Source organism: Micromonospora sp. WMMC415 (assembly GCF_009707425.1).
Taxonomy (GTDB): Bacteria; Actinomycetota; Actinomycetes; order Mycobacteriales; family Micromonosporaceae; genus Micromonospora.
In genome coordinates this window covers 5,150,661-5,167,327 of sequence record NZ_CP046104.1, presented here as the reverse complement: position 1 = coordinate 5,167,327, position 16,667 = coordinate 5,150,661, and the positions used below count along the sequence as shown (strand labels likewise).

At 74.7% G+C, this 16,667-nt stretch carries 7 protein-coding genes and 1 pseudogene; 5 read left to right on the top strand and 3 right to left on the bottom strand.

Annotated features, from left to right (window positions below):
- Positions 1-4 precede the first annotated feature (4 nt).
- Complete coding sequence (locus GKC29_RS24235; RefSeq protein WP_230688791.1) at positions 5-1,441, bottom strand: nitroreductase family protein; 1,437 nt, start codon at positions 1,439-1,441, stop codon at positions 5-7.
- A gap of 53 nt (positions 1,442-1,494) precedes the next feature.
- On the opposite strand from GKC29_RS24235, the gene GKC29_RS24230 reads away from it, so the two are divergent.
- Positions 1,495-2,121 (top strand): hypothetical protein, encoded by a 627-nt coding sequence (locus tag GKC29_RS24230; protein WP_155333019.1) that lies wholly within the window; start codon positions 1,495-1,497, stop codon positions 2,119-2,121.
- A 293-nt stretch (positions 2,122-2,414) separates the two neighbouring features.
- On the opposite strand, the gene GKC29_RS24225 is transcribed toward GKC29_RS24230, so the two are convergent.
- Entirely contained in the window at positions 2,415-4,277 is a 1,863-nt protein-coding gene (locus GKC29_RS24225; protein WP_155333018.1) for an adenylyl cyclase, read from the bottom strand.
- Between the two features lie 193 nt (positions 4,278-4,470).
- Between GKC29_RS24225 and GKC29_RS24220 the strand changes: the two genes are divergently transcribed.
- The gene (locus GKC29_RS24220; RefSeq protein WP_155333017.1) at positions 4,471-4,953 is read left to right on the top strand and encodes a hypothetical protein; all 483 of its coding nucleotides are present in this window, start codon (positions 4,471-4,473) and stop codon (positions 4,951-4,953) included.
- A 79-nt stretch (positions 4,954-5,032) separates the two neighbouring features.
- A complete protein-coding gene (locus tag GKC29_RS24215; protein WP_230689107.1) occupies positions 5,033-6,355 on the top strand; it encodes an MFS transporter in 1,323 nt (440 codons plus the stop codon).
- Here the strand turns inward: GKC29_RS24215 and GKC29_RS24210 are convergent.
- Positions 6,295-7,281 (bottom strand): annotated as a pseudogene (locus tag GKC29_RS24210) (Gfo/Idh/MocA family oxidoreductase); the annotation flags it as partial. The gene GKC29_RS24215 and the pseudogene GKC29_RS24210 sit on opposite strands and share 61 nt — an antisense overlap.
- A 1,345-nt stretch (positions 7,282-8,626) precedes the next feature.
- Here GKC29_RS24210 and GKC29_RS24205 point away from each other — a divergent pair.
- Together GKC29_RS24205 and GKC29_RS30365 are read left to right on the top strand one after the other, a co-directional pair.
- Complete coding sequence (locus GKC29_RS24205) at positions 8,627-8,854, top strand: MbtH family protein (protein ID WP_155333015.1); 228 nt, start codon at positions 8,627-8,629, stop codon at positions 8,852-8,854.
- Positions 8,851-16,656 carry a non-ribosomal peptide synthetase gene (locus GKC29_RS30365; RefSeq protein WP_155333014.1) on the top strand — a complete coding sequence of 2,602 codons (7,806 nt, stop codon included), beginning with the start codon at positions 8,851-8,853 and terminating at the stop codon, positions 16,654-16,656. Before GKC29_RS24205 ends, GKC29_RS30365 begins: the two co-directional genes overlap by 4 nt.
- The last annotated feature ends 11 nt before the right edge of the window (positions 16,657-16,667 follow it).

Genomic DNA, 16,667 nt, shown 5'->3' with positions numbered 1-16,667 from the left:
GGCGTCAGGCGCCCAGGCGGGGCATGACCGGGCGGACCGTCACCGGTGCGCCCGGTGCGCCGCCCGGGCGGGACACGTACTCGGGCACGCCCACGCACGTGAAGAGCAGGGCGGCCAGGTCGTCGGGTTCGCCGAGCAGGCCCGGCACCTCCGAGTCGTTGAAGGTCATGCCGGAGGCGCCGGCGCCCTGGGCGTACGCGGCGAGGTGGAGCCGGCCCTCGACGAGCCCGGCGGCGAGCTGCGCGTCGCGGTAGGAGCGGTCGTCCAGACCGGACGTCCGGGTGGCGGCGACGACGACGTACGCGGCGTCGGCCGCGAGCGCCTGGTCGAGGCAGACCCGGAGGACCTCGTCGCGAAGGTCGCCGGTGCGCAGCGGCGTCGACAGGTCCGGCCACCGGTAGAGGCCGGACGCCACCCCGTCGACGCCGTGCACGGCGACCCAGTGCGGCACGGCCACGCCGCGCAGGGCGGCGCGCATCGACCACTCCAGGGCGGGGCGGGGCAGCGTCCCCGACCGGTCCATCCGGCGCTGCGAGCCGCGCCGCCGGACGACCTCGTCCAGGGTGGCCGACGCCGGGGCGTCGGGCAGGGCGTCCCCGGTCGGCCAGGCGTCGCCGAGCACGTCCCGCTCGCCGGCCCGCTGCGCGGCCGTGCAGAGCGGCAGCTCGACGGGGGGCAGGTCACCCGGCGTCGCGGGCGCGGTGGGGCCGACGGCCGGATCAGCCTCGCCGAGGGAGAGCAGCGCGAGCGGGTACTCGTGGACACCGTCCGCGCCGACCAGCTCGCGTACCTGCGCGTCGGGAAAGAGCGAACGCAGGCGCGGCCCGAGACCGGCGCTCGCCGCGGCCGCCGAGAGCTGGGACAACAGGGTGCCGGCGTCCCAGTAGAGGTGCCGCCAGCCGCGCTCGGCGTACCGCCAGCCGGTCCGCCACGGCACGCCGGTCACGACGAGCGTGGTGGCCGTCCCGGTGGCGGCGGGCGCGACCTGGACGAGGGCGTGCCGGCGGCCGTCGTACCAGTGCACGCCGTCGAGCACCCCGGCGACGCCGCGGGTGCTCGCGTACACCTCAAGAGGGAAGCGGGCACCGGCCGAACCGGAGGCGCGGAAGAGGACCGGGCGCCCGTTGCGCTCGGCGGTGCGTACCACCCCGGCGCCGAGGAACAGCACCCGGCCGAGCTGCGCCGCGTCGAGGGGCAGCGCGGGGGCCGCGGCACCCGCGAGGACGGCCGTCGCCGCCACGCCGGGGTCCGGCAGGTCCCGCGGCAGGTCCACGACGGGCAGGTCCCCGGCGTACGCCTTCATCGGCGGCGGCAGCGTCGCCGGGTCGTTCGGGACGAGGTCCTGGCGGACCCGTGGGTCGTCGGCGGGCACGTCCCAGTCGCGGGTCGGCACGTACGAGGTGAGCCGGTGCAGCAGGCCGGCGCCCGAGTCGAGATCCACGCGGCCATCCTGCCAGCACGCCGACCGCGGCGCGGGCCGCTACGATGCCGATCATGGCGTTGCTGCACCGTGCGGACCTGAGACCCGGCAAGCTCGACCTGCTCGCGGCGTGGCTGCCCGGCCGGCCCTGGTTCGCCGGGGAGGCGGGCGCGGAGGTCACCCGCGTCGCCGCGTACCGCTTCGACGACCCGGCCGGCGAGGTGGGCGTCGAGACCCTGCTCGTGCGGGCCGGCTCCGGGCCGGTCCTCCAGGTGCCGCTGACCTACCGCGCGGCCCCGCTCGACGGCGGCGACGAGTGGCTGGTCGGCACGACCGAGCACTCGGTGCTCGGCCGGCGCTGGGTGTACGACGGGTGCGGCGACCCGGTCCACGCCGGCGTGCTGGCGAGCGTCCTGCGGGGCGACAGCGGCCAGGCCGAGGAGTACTTCGAGGTCGACGGCGTCCGCGAGGTCCGCGCGCCGCTCATGACCGTCACCGCACGGCCGGGGGCCGACGTCCCGGCGGTCGGCGCGGTCCGCCGCGTCGAGGGCGGCGACCCGACGGTCATCGTCACCGACACCGTCGACCTGGCCGTCGTCCGCCGGCCCGGCGTCGACGCCGGGAGCGCGGGCGCCACCCTGAACGGCACGTGGCCGGGCGGACCGGGTTCCGTCGCGCTCGCGTACACCCGGCCGCGCTGACGGCGTGCGGCCGTCGACCGGGTCGTCACGGTGCGGTTGGAGCCCTTTGGAGCTGATGTCGTGAATGAATCAGCGGCTGGACGCGTCGGGCGATGCCGTAGCCGGCGCGACCGGCGGGCCCGGCCGGTTCCGGGCTGATGTCGTGAACGAGTCAGCTCCACAGGCGGCCAGCAGTTGTGGGCGCGGCGCACTGACAAGCACGCCGGGCGTGTCCACAAGTGCGCCGGGCGCCGCCACGAGCACGTCGGCGCGGGCCGGAGCAGAGACCTCTGCTCCGGCCCGCGCCGCACGATCTACGGGAGCGGGTACCCGCTGAGGTAGACCGGCGCGCCGACGCGGGTGGTGTCGGCCGCCTCGCCGACACCGTTGACCACGTGGTCGATCGTGCCCGCGCTGAGGTTCACGGTCATGATGTGGTGCAGCCGCACGCCGGGCCGTTCCGGCACCTCGAAGCCGTTCTCGGTGTGGATCGACGGGTTGTTCTGGTTGAACACGTACACCCCGCCGCCGTACAGCGTGTGGTGCCGTACCCGGTCACCGACCTTGTAGCCGGCCCACCCCTCGACGTCGCCGTTCATCCAGTCGGCCTGTGTCGGCGGGTCGTACGGCAGTTCGTTCTGGTAGAGGATGGTCGTCCCGTGCTCGCCGTTCCACACCGTGTTGTGCCGCTGGAAGTGCTCGACGAACAGGCCGGTCGCCGTCACGTGGTCGCCGTTGACGATCGCCCCGTAGCGGCCGGTGTTGGTGCGCCACCGGTCGGTGTCGCCGTTGACGCCCTCGGTGAAGCCCTCGACGCCGTGGTCGCCACGCCACACCCAGGTGTGGTCGATGAGGACGTGATCGCTGTTGACCTCGAGCGCGGTGTGTGTCCGGCCGATGTGCGGCCCGCCGACCCGGAAGTACACGTCGGACAGGGTGATCGGGTTGTGCGGGGTGCTGTGGTCGCGCCCGTGCCGGCTGCCGACCCGCAGCAGCACCGGCGACTCGCGAAGCCCGGCGTCGACCGTGACCCCGGCCACCACGACGCCGGGGACGCCGGCGACGTCGAGCGGGACGGCGCCGTTGACGGCGGTGAGCGTGGCGTGGCCCAGGCCGAGGACGACCGTGTCGGGCCGCCGGACCTCGATGCTGCGGGCGATGTCGTACCCGCCGGGGGTGAGCAGCAGGTGCTTGCCACGGGCGAGTTCCCGGTTGATGACGTGCACCGGGTCGCCCGGTCGGGCGATGAAGAAGTCGCGGATCGGGATGGTCCGGCCGGGGGTCAGCCCCGTACCCCAGGAGATGCCGCGGGTGTCACGGCGCGCGGCCGGTACGCGGACCTGGTAGCGGCCCCGGTCGTCGACGAACAGGTACGGCTTCTCCCGGCTGAGCGGCGTGGTGTCGAGCGTCGTGTACGGCGGGGCGGGGAAGCCCGCGTCGTCCGGGGCGCCGACGACGCCGGCGAAGACCTGGTTCCACACCGCGTTGGACCAGCCGCCGATCTCGCTGTTGCGGGTGAGCCACTGCTGCTGTGACCCGTTGGTGACGGCGGGCAGCCGGGAGTCGGCGATGAAACCGCCGCTGGCGTACTGGGGGCCGGCGGTGCAGTAGTCCATCAGCGACAGCGTGCCGCCGCTGACGTCGAGGCGGCGCATCGACACGGCCTGGGAGACGGCCCAGAAGTTCGCCGAGGAGCGGCAGCCGTCCTGGCCGGCGGCGTTGATCGCGAGGGAGAGGTTGGACAGCGTGCGCCAGAAGTTGACCAGGGCGATGCAGTTGCCGGTTCCGCCGTCGGCGAGGCAGCGGTTGTAGACCTCGATCTTGCCGTTGACCCGGACGTCGGTGGGGGAGGCGCCGAGGCCGGAGACCTCGGTGTAGTAGCCGACCTTCACCTGCAACGGCTGCTCGGCGGTGCCGTAGCTGCCGGGCAGGAACAGGTACGCGTGCCGGGCGGTGCCCATCTCGGCGTCGACCTGCGCGGCGTGCCGGGCGTCCATGGTGGCCTGGATCTCGCCGAGCGGGGTGTCCGGTCCGAAGATCGTCACGTTGGGCCCGAAGTCCGGCGGTCGCGGAGGACCGGCGGTGGCGGCCGGGCCGGTGGTGGTGACGGCGGTCGCCAGCACGAGGCCGAGCACCAGGGCCCGGCGCCCGCGCCGTCGTGTGCCGTGGATGGTCATGCGGTCGTCCTCTCGGGAGGCGTCGATGGCGGTGGGAGAGCGCTCTCTGAGTGGGGCGCGATGGTCGTCGGCGGTGACGAGGGATGGGAATGTTTCTACCGCGTGAACGGGCCGGGTGGAAAGAGCCACCGGCGACGTCCTGACCGGACGGACTCGGCAGGCCGCGCCGATTCTGTCAACGTACTGTTGACACATGACATCCGAGCTGGATCAGCTCGCGGAGGTGACCGCGGCCCGTACCCGACTGGACGAGCAGGAGCTGACCCTCATCGACCGGGCCCGCCAGGCCGGCGCGACCTGGGCGCAGATCGCCGCCGCGCTGGGGCTGGCCAGCCGCCAGGCAGCCGAGCAGCGGCGCCAGCGCCTCACGGCGGCCGCTCGGGCCCACCGGGTCGCCGCCGACCGGCCCTACGGTCCACATGTGGCCGCCCTCCGCGCCGCCATGGCCGAACTTGACCGGTGGATCGCGGCGGACCGCCGGTGGGACGAGCGCTTTCCCCGCGCCACGCTGGTGCGGCGGACCGTCGCGGCGGCCCTGGACGCGCCACCGGGCCCGCTGCACTCGCTGGCCCGGCACGTCGTCGCCGACGTGGCCGCCGCCGGCCCGGACCGGGTGCCCGCCCGGGCGCGGGCGGTGGCGGCGGCGATCGGAGCGGCAACGTCAACAGATCGTTGACAGGAGCACCAACTCTTGCGGCACCCAGACTCAAGCTCCGAGGATCGGAGCTGTCGCGGCTCAACTGTCGGGGGTGTCGATGCGTCGCAACGCCGTGCTCTTCGTGGCCATCTCCCTGCTGTCCGGCTTCGGGAGCACCACCATGTCGCTGGTCGCCGGCATCTGGATCCTCGACCTGACCGGGTCGGGCGGTCTCGCCGCGCTGGTCGGCGTCTGCGTGTTCGCCCCGGTGCTCGCCGGCCCGTGGCTGGGCGGCGTCGTCGACCGGCTGCCCCGGCGGCCCACCCTGGTCGCCGTGCACCTGCTGCTCGCGGTGACGCTGCTCAGTCTGCTCGCGGTGCGAGACGCGGGCGGCACCTGGCTGATCTTCGCCGTCTCGCTGGCGTACGGGATCAGCTACGTGCTGATCGACGCCGGCGAGTCGGCGCTCCTGCCCGAGGCGCTCTCCGCCGAGCACCTCGGCGACGTCAACGGCTGGCGGACCAGCGCCCAGGAGGGCGTCAAGCTGGTCGCCCCGCTGGTCGGCGCCGGGCTCTACACGTGGCAGGGCGGTCACGTCGTCGCCGCGGTCAGCGCCGCCCCGCCGGTCCTCGCCGCCGTCCTCTACACCGCCGTACGGCTGACCCGCCCGCGGCCGGCCGCGCCGCCGGACCGCCGCAGGGGCCTCCGGGCCGGGCTCGCCGTGATCCGCCAGGAGCCGGTGATCCGCCGCAGCGTCGGCCTGGCCGCCGTCGCCATCGGGACGTCGGGGTTCACCACCGCGGCGTTCTACCAGGTCGTCACCATCGACATGGGGCTACCGCCGACCTTCCTCGGCGTGCTGCTCAGCGCCCAGGGTGCCGGATCGATCGTCGCCGGACTGGTCGCCGGGCGCCTCGTGAACCGGCTCGGGCCGGTCACGGTCGCCGCCGCCGGGACGGTCCTCTTCGCCGTCGTCTGCCTGGCCCGATGCCTGCCGTGGTGGCCGGTAGCCGTCGCGGCGTCGCTCCTCGCCGGGCTCGCCCTGCCCTGGGCCCTCGTCGCGGCCGTCACCGCCGTCCAGCTCCACGCTCCGGCGGCGCAGCTCGGCCGGGTCGCCGGCACGGCCACCACCGCGATGTTCGGGCCGGTCGCGCTGGCCACCCCGCTCGGCTCGGTCGCCGTGGCGCCCGGTGCCCGTCCGCCGTTCGTCCTCGCCGCCGCGCTGTGCCTCGCCGCCGCCGCGGTCGTCGCCCGCCGGTCACCGCGCCGGCGTCCCGCCGCCCGATCCGGGCCACCGACGGGTCAGGACGGGACGCTCAGCGCCGTGCCCTCCGCGGCGGACCGGTGCGCCAGCTCGATCAGCTCGACGGTCCCGACCGCGTCGCGCGGGTCGACCGGCATCGGCGTGCCGCCGCGCAGTGACGCCGCCACCTCGGCGTAGAAGCTCTGGTAGCGGCCGGGTTCCGTCGGTACCGGGCGCAGCTCGCCGTCGACGCCGAGCTGTCCGTTCCGCTCCGGCGGCACCGTGCCCCACCCGGCCATGCCGGGTCGGCCGCCGTCGCGCAGCGCGGCCTCCTGCACGTCCAGGCCCCACGTGGTGTACGCGGCACGGCCGCCGAGGATCCGCAGGCGCGGCCCCAGCTGCGCGGCGAGCGCGCTCATCCAGAGGTGCGAGCGGACGCCCCCGGTGTGGGCGAGCGCCACGAACGCGTCGTCGTCGACCTCCGCGCCGGGCCGGCGGCGGTCCACCTCCGCGTACACGCTGCCGACCGGGCCGAACAGCTGCACCGCCTGGTCGATCAGGTGGGCGCCGAGGTCGTAGAGGACGCCCCCCGCCTCGTCGGCGGTGCCGATCTCCCGCCACCCCGGCTTGATCGCCGGGCGCCAGCGTTCGAAGCGGGACTCGAACCGGGTGACCGCGCCGAGTTCGCCCGCGGTCACCAGTCGCCGGGCGGTCAGGAAGTCGCCGTCCCACCGGCGGTTGTGGAACACCGTCACCGGTACGCCCCGCCGCCGCGCCTCCGCCAGCAGGTCGCGGCCCTCGGCCGCGGTCGCGGCGAGCGGCTTGTCGACGACCACGGGCAGCCCGGCGGCCACCGCCCGCCGGGCCATCGGGACGTGCAGGCGGTTCGGCGTCGCCACCACCACCAGGTCCAGCGCGTCCGCCTGCCGCCACAGCAGGTCGGGATCGGCGACGAGCCGCGCGTCCGGGTGGTCGTGGCGGACCTGCTCACGACGCTGCGGATCGCGGGTCACCACGGCGTGCAGGCGCAACCCGGGGGTCGCGGCGATCAGCGGGGCGTGGAACACCCGGCCGGCCGCCCCGTACCCCAGCAGCCCCACCCGCAGGGGTGTCCTGTCCGCCATGCCGTCCCCGTTCCCCGTACACCCCGGTCGTACCGAATCTACGCGGCGGCCCGGGTCGCCATCCGCGGGCTCCGGCGTTCGCCGGTCCACCGGCGGGGGCCCGTACCACCATGGGTGCTGTTTCCGGGACCGTACGAAGATCGCCTGTGGCCGTTCCCGGTATTCGGTCAGCGCTTCGACGGGGACATCACGGACTCCCCGTTCACCATTGGTCGATCATCATGTGCCTTCGACACGATTCCCACCTTCCCCATCGGAGATGCGGTTTCCGCGGTCGGCTCGTGACGGCCGGTCACCGCCGCGTCGGGGGCGGGGGCCGGGTCGCGTTCGGCCGGTCGGGGCGCCCACGCGTCCCGGTCGACATCCCGGCGCCGTGGTCGCAGGCGATGGTCGGGAGAATTGCAAGATAATTGCCGGACAGGGTGGTGGGGAATTGATTTCCGGTGCCGTCGCCTCCCATTCGCCTTTCTGGCATGACTGTCACAGCGGGCGATTGATCGCGATATCCCGTCATTGACCGTCAAGTCATGTCGAATCGGACGCGCTGTCCGGCGAGTGACACACGCCGTTAATGTTGCTTCCGCAAATGTTCGGGTTCTGTACGGGTCTCACCCGCGCGACCGGTCCAATTCGCGACCGGTGGCCTCCGCTGCTGTCGGCCGTTCGTTCCATACGAATTACCTGATCGACGTACGTGCTGGCCGATCCGCGACAATCACGGGGTTGACCTGCTCATGCCGGCCTGGCCGAGGTGGGGTGTGGTACGCCGCCGCTACCGAGGTCGTCGAGGTGACGTGGCCCGACGATCACAGCCCTGAGCTGGGAGAACCCGGGGTTCCGGGTCGCTCGGTGCGTCGGCGGCGCTGGGCGCGGGCCGGCCGGTCGTGACGGCGCGGACGGGCCTTGACACGTTCCGTGTCGGGTGATTTTCTGTGCCTCGCTCGCGTTCACATTCACCGGCGATGGCGAGGTCGCCAGTTTTTCGGGGGGTACGACATGGGTCGCAGTGCGCCCTGCGCCTGGTGCGGTAAATGACCTGGACATCGACCGGTGTGCGCTGGTAAAGCGATGCCCCGCTGCGTCGGATAGCCGATCCTCGACTGCCCGCGCCGCGCGCGCATCCTACGATGGCCACGAGGGGAAGGCGACGTGCCGCAGCCGCGCCCGGCCCCATGAAGCGTGTGGAAAGTTTCCGCGAACGACAGTTCACGACGCCCGACCTGGGGGACGCGCGTCGCGGTTTCCGGTTCCGGCAGGTCCACCGATTTGGTGGTGCCTGCCCGGCTGCCGTGCCGTTGCAGCGGTCCTCGGTCGGCGCTGGGACGAGGCGAAGAGTGAGGAAGACGTGAACATTCTCGACAACCCCGACGGCCGCTTCTTCGTGGTGGTGAACGACGAGGGCCAGCACTCGCTGTGGCCGGAGTCCCTGACCGTGCCCGCCGGCTGGACGGTCACTCACGGCCCCGCCGACCGCGCGTCCTGTCTGGACCACGTCACGGCCACCTGGACCGACATGCGGCCGTCGAGCCTCGTCGCGTACCTGGCGAGCGCCGGCCAGGAGACCGGCCGATGACCTCCGGTGTGGGCGCCGACCGGCCGGCGCTCCCCGGCGCGGCGGCGGTGCCGGCCCCCCGGTCCCGGCTGGAGTCGATGTCGCCCGCGAAGCGGGCCCTGTTCGAGAAGCGGCTCGGTGGCCTGCGGGCGCGGCCCACCGACGGGATCGTCCCCGTTCCGCGCGAGGGCGACCTGGCCGTCTCCCCGGCGCAGCGGCGCCTGTGGTTCATGGACCAGCTCGCCCCCGGCACGGTGATGTTCAACGTGCCCACCGCGCTCCGCCTCACCGGGCCGGTACGGCTCGACGTGCTCACCGACGCGGTGCGGTCCCTGCTCGGCCGGCACGAGGCGCTCCGCACCGTGTTCGCCTCGCACGAGGGCACGCCGGTGCAGCGGATCCGGCCCGACGTCGAGGTCGACCTCACACCCCGGGGGCTGCCCGCCGGCGACGACACCGCCCTGGCCGCCGCCCTGCACGCCGAGGCGACCCGCCCCTTCTCGCTCGCCGAGGGCCCGCTCGCCCGCGCGGCCCTGTTCCGCCGGGCCGCCGAGGACCACGTGCTCCTGCTGACCCTGCACCACAGCGTGTGCGACGGCTGGTCGGTGAGCATCCTCCTGGACGAGCTGCTGGAGTTCTACCGCGCCGGCGCCGAGGGCCGGGCACCCGACCTCGCGCCGCTCACCCTCCAGTACGCGGACTACGCGGCCTGGGAGACCCGGCCCGAGCGGGCCGTCGACCTCGCCGCGAGCCTCGACTACTGGAAGCGCACCCTCGGCGGGGCCGTCCCCGTCATCGACCTGCCGCTGGACCGCCCGCGCCCGGCCGTGCAGACCTTCCGGGGCGCGCGGCACCGGTTCACCCTTCCCGACGGCGTCTGGCCGGCCGTGAACCGGATCGCGCGGGAGGAGCGGGCCACGCCGTTCATGGTGCTGCTCGCCGGCTTCGCGGCGCTGATGTCGCGGTACGCGGCCCAGGACGAGGTCTCCGTGCTCACCCCGGTGGCGAACCGGCCCCGCGTCGAGCTGGAGACGATGGTCGGCTTCTTCGCCAACTCGGTCGTCCTGCGGGTCGACACGTCCGGCGCCCCCACCTTCCGTGACCTCGTCGGGCGGGTCCGGGACCTCGCGCAGGAGGGCATGGCGCACGGTGAGGCGCCCTTCGACAGCGTGGTGGAGGCGGTCGACCCGGAGCGCAGCCTCGCCCACACACCGCTCGCGCAGGTCATGTTCGCGCTCGTGCCGGACCCGGCACTGGAGACCGACGTGGCGGGCGTACACGTCACCGCCCTCGACCACCACCTGCCGATCAGCAAGTACGACCTCACCGTGGAGCTGTGGCCGGACGCCGACGGCCGGTTGCAGGGCGTCGTCGAGTACGCCACCGACATCCTCGACGAGTCCACCGTGGCGCGCACCGCCACCCACCTGGGCACCCTGCTCACCAGCCTGACCGCCGCGCCGGACGCGCCGGCCGCCCTCGCCCGCCTGCTCTCCGACGACGAGTTGCACGCCGCCGTCGTCGAGTGGAACCGCACCGACGCCCCGCTCCTCGGCGACGTCCGGGCGCACGAGCTGTTCACCCGCCAGGCCGCCCGTACGCCGGACGCGCCGGCGCTGGTGGCCGGCGCGCGGACGGTGACCTTCGCCGAGTTGGACCGGCGGTCCGACGCCCTCGCCGCCCGGCTGCGCCGGCACGGCGTCGGCCCGGAGACCCGGGTCGGCCTCTTCCTGGACCGGGGCGCCGACCTCGTCACCGCCGTGCTCGCCACGCTCAAGGCGGGCGGTGCGTACGTGCCGCTGGACGTGACCGAACCGGCGCAGCGGGTGGGCTTCATGCTGGCCGACGCGGACGTGCGGGTGGTGGTCACCAGCGGAGCCCGGGCCGGCGTGCTGCCACCGACCGACGCCGCGGTGCTGCTCGCCGCCGACGACGACGCCGACGCGGGCACCGGCGACCTGCCGCCGGCGGTGCGCCCGCACCCGGACAGCGCCTGCTACATCATCTACACCTCGGGCTCGACCGGGCGGCCCAAGGGCGTCGTGGTCACCCACCGCGGGCTCGCCAACTACCTGGCCTGGAGCCTGCGCGCGTACCGGGTCGCCGACGGCGGGGGCGCACCCCTGGTGTCGCCGCTGCGGTTCGACCTGTCGGTGACGACGCTGTTCTGCCCGCTGCTGGCGGGCCGGCCGGTGGTGCTCGTCGCCGACGGCGCCGAACTGGAGACGCTGACCGGGCTGCTCGGCGCCGACCTCGACCTCGGTCTGGTCAAGCTCACGCCCGCGCACCTGGAGGCGCTGGACCGGGCGATCCCGCCGGCCACGATCGAGGCCGACGGCTACCTCGTCGTCGGCGGCGAGTCGCTGCACGGCGCCACCGTCGCCGCGTGGCGCCGCCGGGCACCCGGGCTGCGGGTGGTCAACGAGTACGGCCCGACCGAGACCGTGGTCGGCTGCTGCGTGCACGAGGTCGACGACCGCACCGACCTGTCCGGTGTGGTGCCGATCGGCCGGCCGATCGCCAACACCCGCCTCTACGTGCTCGACGCGAACCTGACGCCGGTGCCGCCCGGCACCGTCGGGGAGCTGTACGTGGCCGGCGCCGGCGTCGCCCGCGGCTACCACGGCCGCCCCGACCTGACCGCCGAGCGCTTCCTGCCCGACCCGTACGCGGCGACGCCGGGCGCGCGCATGTACCGCACCGGCGACCTCGTGCGGCTGCGCCCCGACGGCGAACTGGACTGCCTCGGCCGGGTCGACACCCAGGTGAAGATCCGGGGGTACCGGGTCGAGCTGGAGGAGATCGAGGCCGCGCTGACCCGGCTCCCGCAGGTCCGGGAGGCCGTCGTGCTGCTCCGCGGCGACCGCCCGGGGGAGGACCGGCTCGTCGCGTACGTCACCGCGGAGGGCCCGGCCGGGGCGGGCGACCCGCGCGACGCCCTGCGGGCCGACCTGCCCGAGTACATGGTGCCGGACGTGGTGGTCGCGCTGGACGCGCTGCCGCTGGCCGCCAACGGCAAGGTGGACCGGCGCGCCCTGCCCGCGCCGACCCCGCAGGAGGCGACGCCGACCCGGGAGGCGCCGGCGACCCCGCTGGAGACGGTCATCGCGCAGGTCTGGGCGGACGTGCTGGGTCTGCCGGTCGAATCGATCGGCCGCGACTCGAACTTCCTCGACCTCGGCGGCCACTCCCTGCTCGCCGTGCAGGCCATGGCCCGGCTGCGCAAGACGCTCGACATCGAGCTGCCGCTGCCGGTGTTCCTGGAGGCCACGTCGCTGGCCGACCTGGCCGTCCGGATCGGGGCGCTGGGCGGCAAGGCGCCCCGACCGGGCCTGACGTCCATGCCGCGCACCGGGCCGGTGCCGCTGTCGTACGCGCAGGGGCGGCTGTACTTCCTCAACCGGCTCGCCGAGGACAGCGCCTTCTACAACGTGCCCATCGCGCTGCGCTTCGACGGGGACCTGCGGGCGGACGCGCTCCGCGACGCCTTCGCCGGCCTGTGGGCCCGGCACGAGGGTCTGCGGACCGTCTTCCCGTCCGTCGACGGGGAGCCGGTGCAGGAGATCCTGCCCGTCCAGGCGGTGGCGTACGCCGAGGTGGACGTCTCCGGCGACCCGGACCCGGAGCGGCGGCTCGACGCGCTGTTCACCGCCGAGGCGCGGACGGCGTTCGACCTGGCCCGGGGGCCGCTGCTGCGCGGCACGCTGGTGCGGCTGCGCCCCGACTCGCACGTCCTGCTGATGACGCTGCACCACACCGTCTCCGACGGCTGGTCGCTGGGCATCGTGCTGGACGACCTGGTGACGCTCTACCGGGCGTACGCGCAGGGGCAGCCGTCGCCGCTGCCGGAGCTGCCGTACTCCTACGTGGACTACACCCTCTGGCAGCGGTCCTGGCTGACCGGGGCGGAGCTCGACGCGCAGCTCGACTGGTGGAAGCGGCAGCTGGCCGACGTGCCGACGCTGGACCTGCCGACCGACCGGCCCCGGCCGCCGGTGCAGACCTTCCGGGGCGCGCGCCACGACGTCCGCTGGTCCGCCGACCTGTCCCGCGGCGTGGCCGAGCTGGCCCGCCGCGAGGGCGTCTCCCTGTTCATGGCGCTGCTCGCCGGCTTCGACGTGCTGATGGCCCGGCTCAGCGGCCAGCGGGACGTCACCGTGGGCACGCCGATCGCCAACCGCACCAGCACCGAGCTGGAGAACCTGGTCGGCTTCTTCGCCAACACCCTGGCGCTGCGTGTCGACCTGTCCGGCGACCCCACCTTCACCGAGGTGCTGCGGCGGGTCCGCGAGGCGGCGCACGGCGCGTACGCGCACCAGGACGTCCCCTTCGAGATGGTGGTCGACGCGGTGGCACCCACCCGCAGCCTCAGTCACTCGCCGCTGTTCCAGGTGCGCTTCGCGCTCCAGAACGCACCCGGCGGGATGCCCGACCCGGGCCCCGGCCTCACCCTCACGTCGATCGACAACGAGCAGTGCACGGCCCGCTTCGACCTGCTCGTCGACCTGTGGGAGACCGGCGACGGCATCGAGGGGCACGCCGAGTACAGCACCGACCTGTTCGACGCGGGCACGGTCGCGGCGATGATGAGCCGGCTGGAGGCGCTCCTGGAGCGCCTGGTCCGGGCCCCGGACCAGCCGGTCTTCGACGTCGACGTCCTCCTGCCCGGCGAGCGGGAGCGCCTGGACGCGCTCGCCCACGGGCCGGCGCTGCCCGCCGGGGCGGCCGGGCGGACGCTGACCCGCCGCGTCGCGGAGCAGGCGGCCCGGCGGCCGGACGCCCCGGCCGTCACCGGCGGCGGGACCACCCTGACGTACGCGGAGCTGCACGAGCGGGCCGGCGACCTGGCCCGCGTGCTGGCCGCCCGGGGCGTCGGCCCGGAGACCATGGTCGCCCTGCACCTGGACCGGGGCGTCGACGTGGTGGTCGCCGCCCTCGCCGTGCTGGAGGCGGGTGGGGCGTACCTGCCGCTCGACCCGGCGTACCCGGCGGAGCGGCTGGCCGCGATCGTCGCCGACGCCCGGCCGGCGCTCACCCTCACCACGCGTGCGCTGGCCGGCGCCACCCCGCAGGGCGCGGGTGAGCTGCTGACGCTCGAGGACGCACCCACGCTGCCCGGTGACCGTCCGGCACCGGCGGTGCGCCCCGACCACCCCGCGTACGTCGTGTTCACCTCCGGCACGAAGGGCCTGCCGAAGGGCGTCGTCGTCACCCACGGCGCGCTCGCCGCGTACCTGCACGCGCTGCCCGCCGCGCTGGCCCTGCCGGCCGAGCCGGTCGTGCTGCACACCGCGTCGTTCGCGTTCTCCTCGTCGGTGCGCCAGTACGCCGTGCCGCTCGCCCTCGGCGGTCACGTCGTCGTCGCCGACCGGGAGCAGCTCGCCGACCCGCACGCCCTGCTCGGCTACGCCGCCGCGCACGGCGTCCAGGTGCTGGACCTCGTCCCGTCGTACCTGCGGGTGGTCCAGCCGGCCCTGGCCCGCCGGGACGGGTGGCGACCGCGGGTCGTGCTCACCGCCAGCGAGCCGCTGCGCTACGACCTGCCGGAGGCGAGCCGCAGCGCGCCCGGGGAGGCGCCGCGGCTGGTCAACATGTACGGCCAGACCGAGACCACCGGCATCGTCGCCGCCGCCGAGGTGGGCGCCGACCGGGAGGGGCGCCGTGCGGTGGTGCCGCTCGGCCGGCCGATCCCCGGCACGTGGGTGTACGTCGTGGACGAGGAACTGCGTCCGGTCCCGACCGGCCTGCCCGGCGAGATCGTCGTCGGCGGCTCCGGTCTCGCCCGGGGCTACCTGGGCGACCCCGCCCTGACCGCCGAGCGGTTCGTCGCCGATCCGTTCGGGCCGCCCGGCAGCCGGCTCTACCGCACCGGCGACCGGGGCCGATACCTGCCCGGCGGCACGGTCGAGTTCCTCGGCCGCATCGGCGACCAGGTCAAGATCCGTGGTCACCGGGTCGAGCCCGACGAGGTCGCGTCGGTGCTGTCCGGCGTGGACGGCGTCGGCGAGTGCGTGGTGCTGTGCGACGACGACGGCGCGGACGACCGGCGGCTCCTCGCGTACGCGGCGCCGCTCGCCGGCGGAAGCCTCTCGGCGGACGGCCTGCGCGTCGCCCTGCGCGAGAAGCTGCCCGACTACATGGTGCCGACGGTCACGGTGGTCGACGCGCTGCCGCGGCTGCCCAACGGCAAGGTCGACCGGGCCGCGCTGGTCGCCGGCGCGACCGTCACGGTCGGTGCCGCCACCGGGGACGGAAGTCCCCGGGGCCGGGTCGAGGAGGTGCTGGCCGGGATCTGGCGGGAGGTGCTGCGGCTGCCGTCGGTGGGTGTGGAGGACGACTTCTTCGCCCTGGGTGGGGATTCGCTGCACGTGATCCGGGTGGTGGACCGGGCGCGCAAGGCGGGGGTGGTCGTGACGCCGGCGCAGTTCATCGCCCATCCGACGATCGCGGGCCTGGCGTCGGTGGCCACCGAGGCGGCCGCCGGCGGGGACCGCCGCGACGACCCGGGCGCGGTGGCGCTGGTGCCCTCGCACCTCGCGTTCCACGAGCGGAACTTCACCGACCCGCACCTCTACACGCACATCTTCATGTTCGAGGCGGCCCGGCCGCTGGACCCGGCCCTCGTCGAGCAGGCGGTGGCCAGCGTGGTGGCGCACCACGACTCGCTGCGGATCAGCTTCCCGACCGAGGGCGGCCGGCTGGCCGTCCGGGTCAACGAGCCGTACCAGCCGACGCCGTTCACGAACGTCGACCTGTCCGCCCTCGACCCGGCCGACCAGGAGGTCGCCTTCCAACGGCTGGACCGGTCGCTGCACCGCAGGCTCGACCTGGCGCGCGGGCCGCTGCTGCACGTCGCGCTGGTCCGGTTCGGGCCCCACCGGCCGGACGCGCTCGTCGTGATCGTCCACCACCAGCTCATGGACAACAGTTCGTGGGACGTGCTGATGGAGGACGTGCGGACCGCGTACACGGCCCTCGAAGCCGGCCGGGAGCCGGTGCTACCGCCGCCGACGGCGTCGTTCGCCGCGTGGGCGCGCAACCTCGACACGCTCGCCCGCTCGTCCGAGCTGGCGGAGGACATCGCGTACTGGACGGCGCTCGCCAAGGAGCCGATCCCCGCCTGGCCGCTGGACCACGAGGGCGGCGACGACTGCATGTCGTCGGAGGAGACCGTCGTGGTCGGCCTGGACGCCGAGGAGACGGCGGCGCTGCGCCGGCTGCTGCCGCGGGAGTACGGGCTGAGCCTCAACGACGGCCTGCTCGCCGCCACCCTCCAGGGCTTCACCGACTGGTCCGGCCAGTCGTCCCTGCTGGTGGACCTGGTCGCCCGCGGCCGCGAGATGGGCGGCGACGACCTGGACCTGTCCCGCGCCATCGGCCGGTTCTCGATGACCTCGCCCCGCCTGGTGCGCCGGCCGGAGAAGCCCGGACCTCGGGCGCTGCTGGAGTCGGTCCGCGAGCAGATCAGCGTGGTGCCCCGGCGCGGGCTCGGCTACGGCCTGCTGCGCCACATCGACGCGCACCCGGGCGTGGCGGAGGCGCTGGCCCCGCTCGGCAAGCCGCACATCCTGCTGAACAACTGGGGCGAGTTCACCCACGAGCCTGAGGAGTCGCCGCTGCTCGGGCCGCCCGACGAGGACGTCTGGCCGGCGCCGCGCCTGCAGCGGATGCACCAGCTCCAGGTCTTCGCCCGGTTCGGCGACGGCGAGCTGCGCCTCCACTTCAAGTACAGCCGCAACCTCAACGACCGCGAGAGCATCGCGCGCCTCGCGGCCCTCGTGCAGGACGCCCTCCGGTCGTTCGTCCGGCCGGACGGCGACTGACCCCACCCCGA

What these genes read in the sequence shown, in the direction of transcription:
- GKC29_RS24230 (WP_155333019.1), top strand. Translation starts at nt 1,495, where the DNA reads ATGGCGTTGCTGCACCGTGCGGACCTGAGACCCGGCAAGCTCGACCTG.
- GKC29_RS30365 (WP_155333014.1), top strand. Translation starts at nt 8,851, where the DNA reads ATGACCTCCGGTGTGGGCGCCGACCGGCCGGCGCTCCCCGGCGCGGCG.
- GKC29_RS24220 (WP_155333017.1), top strand. Translation starts at nt 4,471, where the DNA reads ATGACATCCGAGCTGGATCAGCTCGCGGAGGTGACCGCGGCCCGTACC.
- GKC29_RS24225 (WP_155333018.1), bottom strand. Translation starts at nt 4,277, where the DNA reads ATGACCATCCACGGCACACGACGGCGCGGGCGCCGGGCCCTGGTGCTC.
- GKC29_RS24215 (WP_230689107.1), top strand. Translation starts at nt 5,033, where the DNA reads ATGCGTCGCAACGCCGTGCTCTTCGTGGCCATCTCCCTGCTGTCCGGC.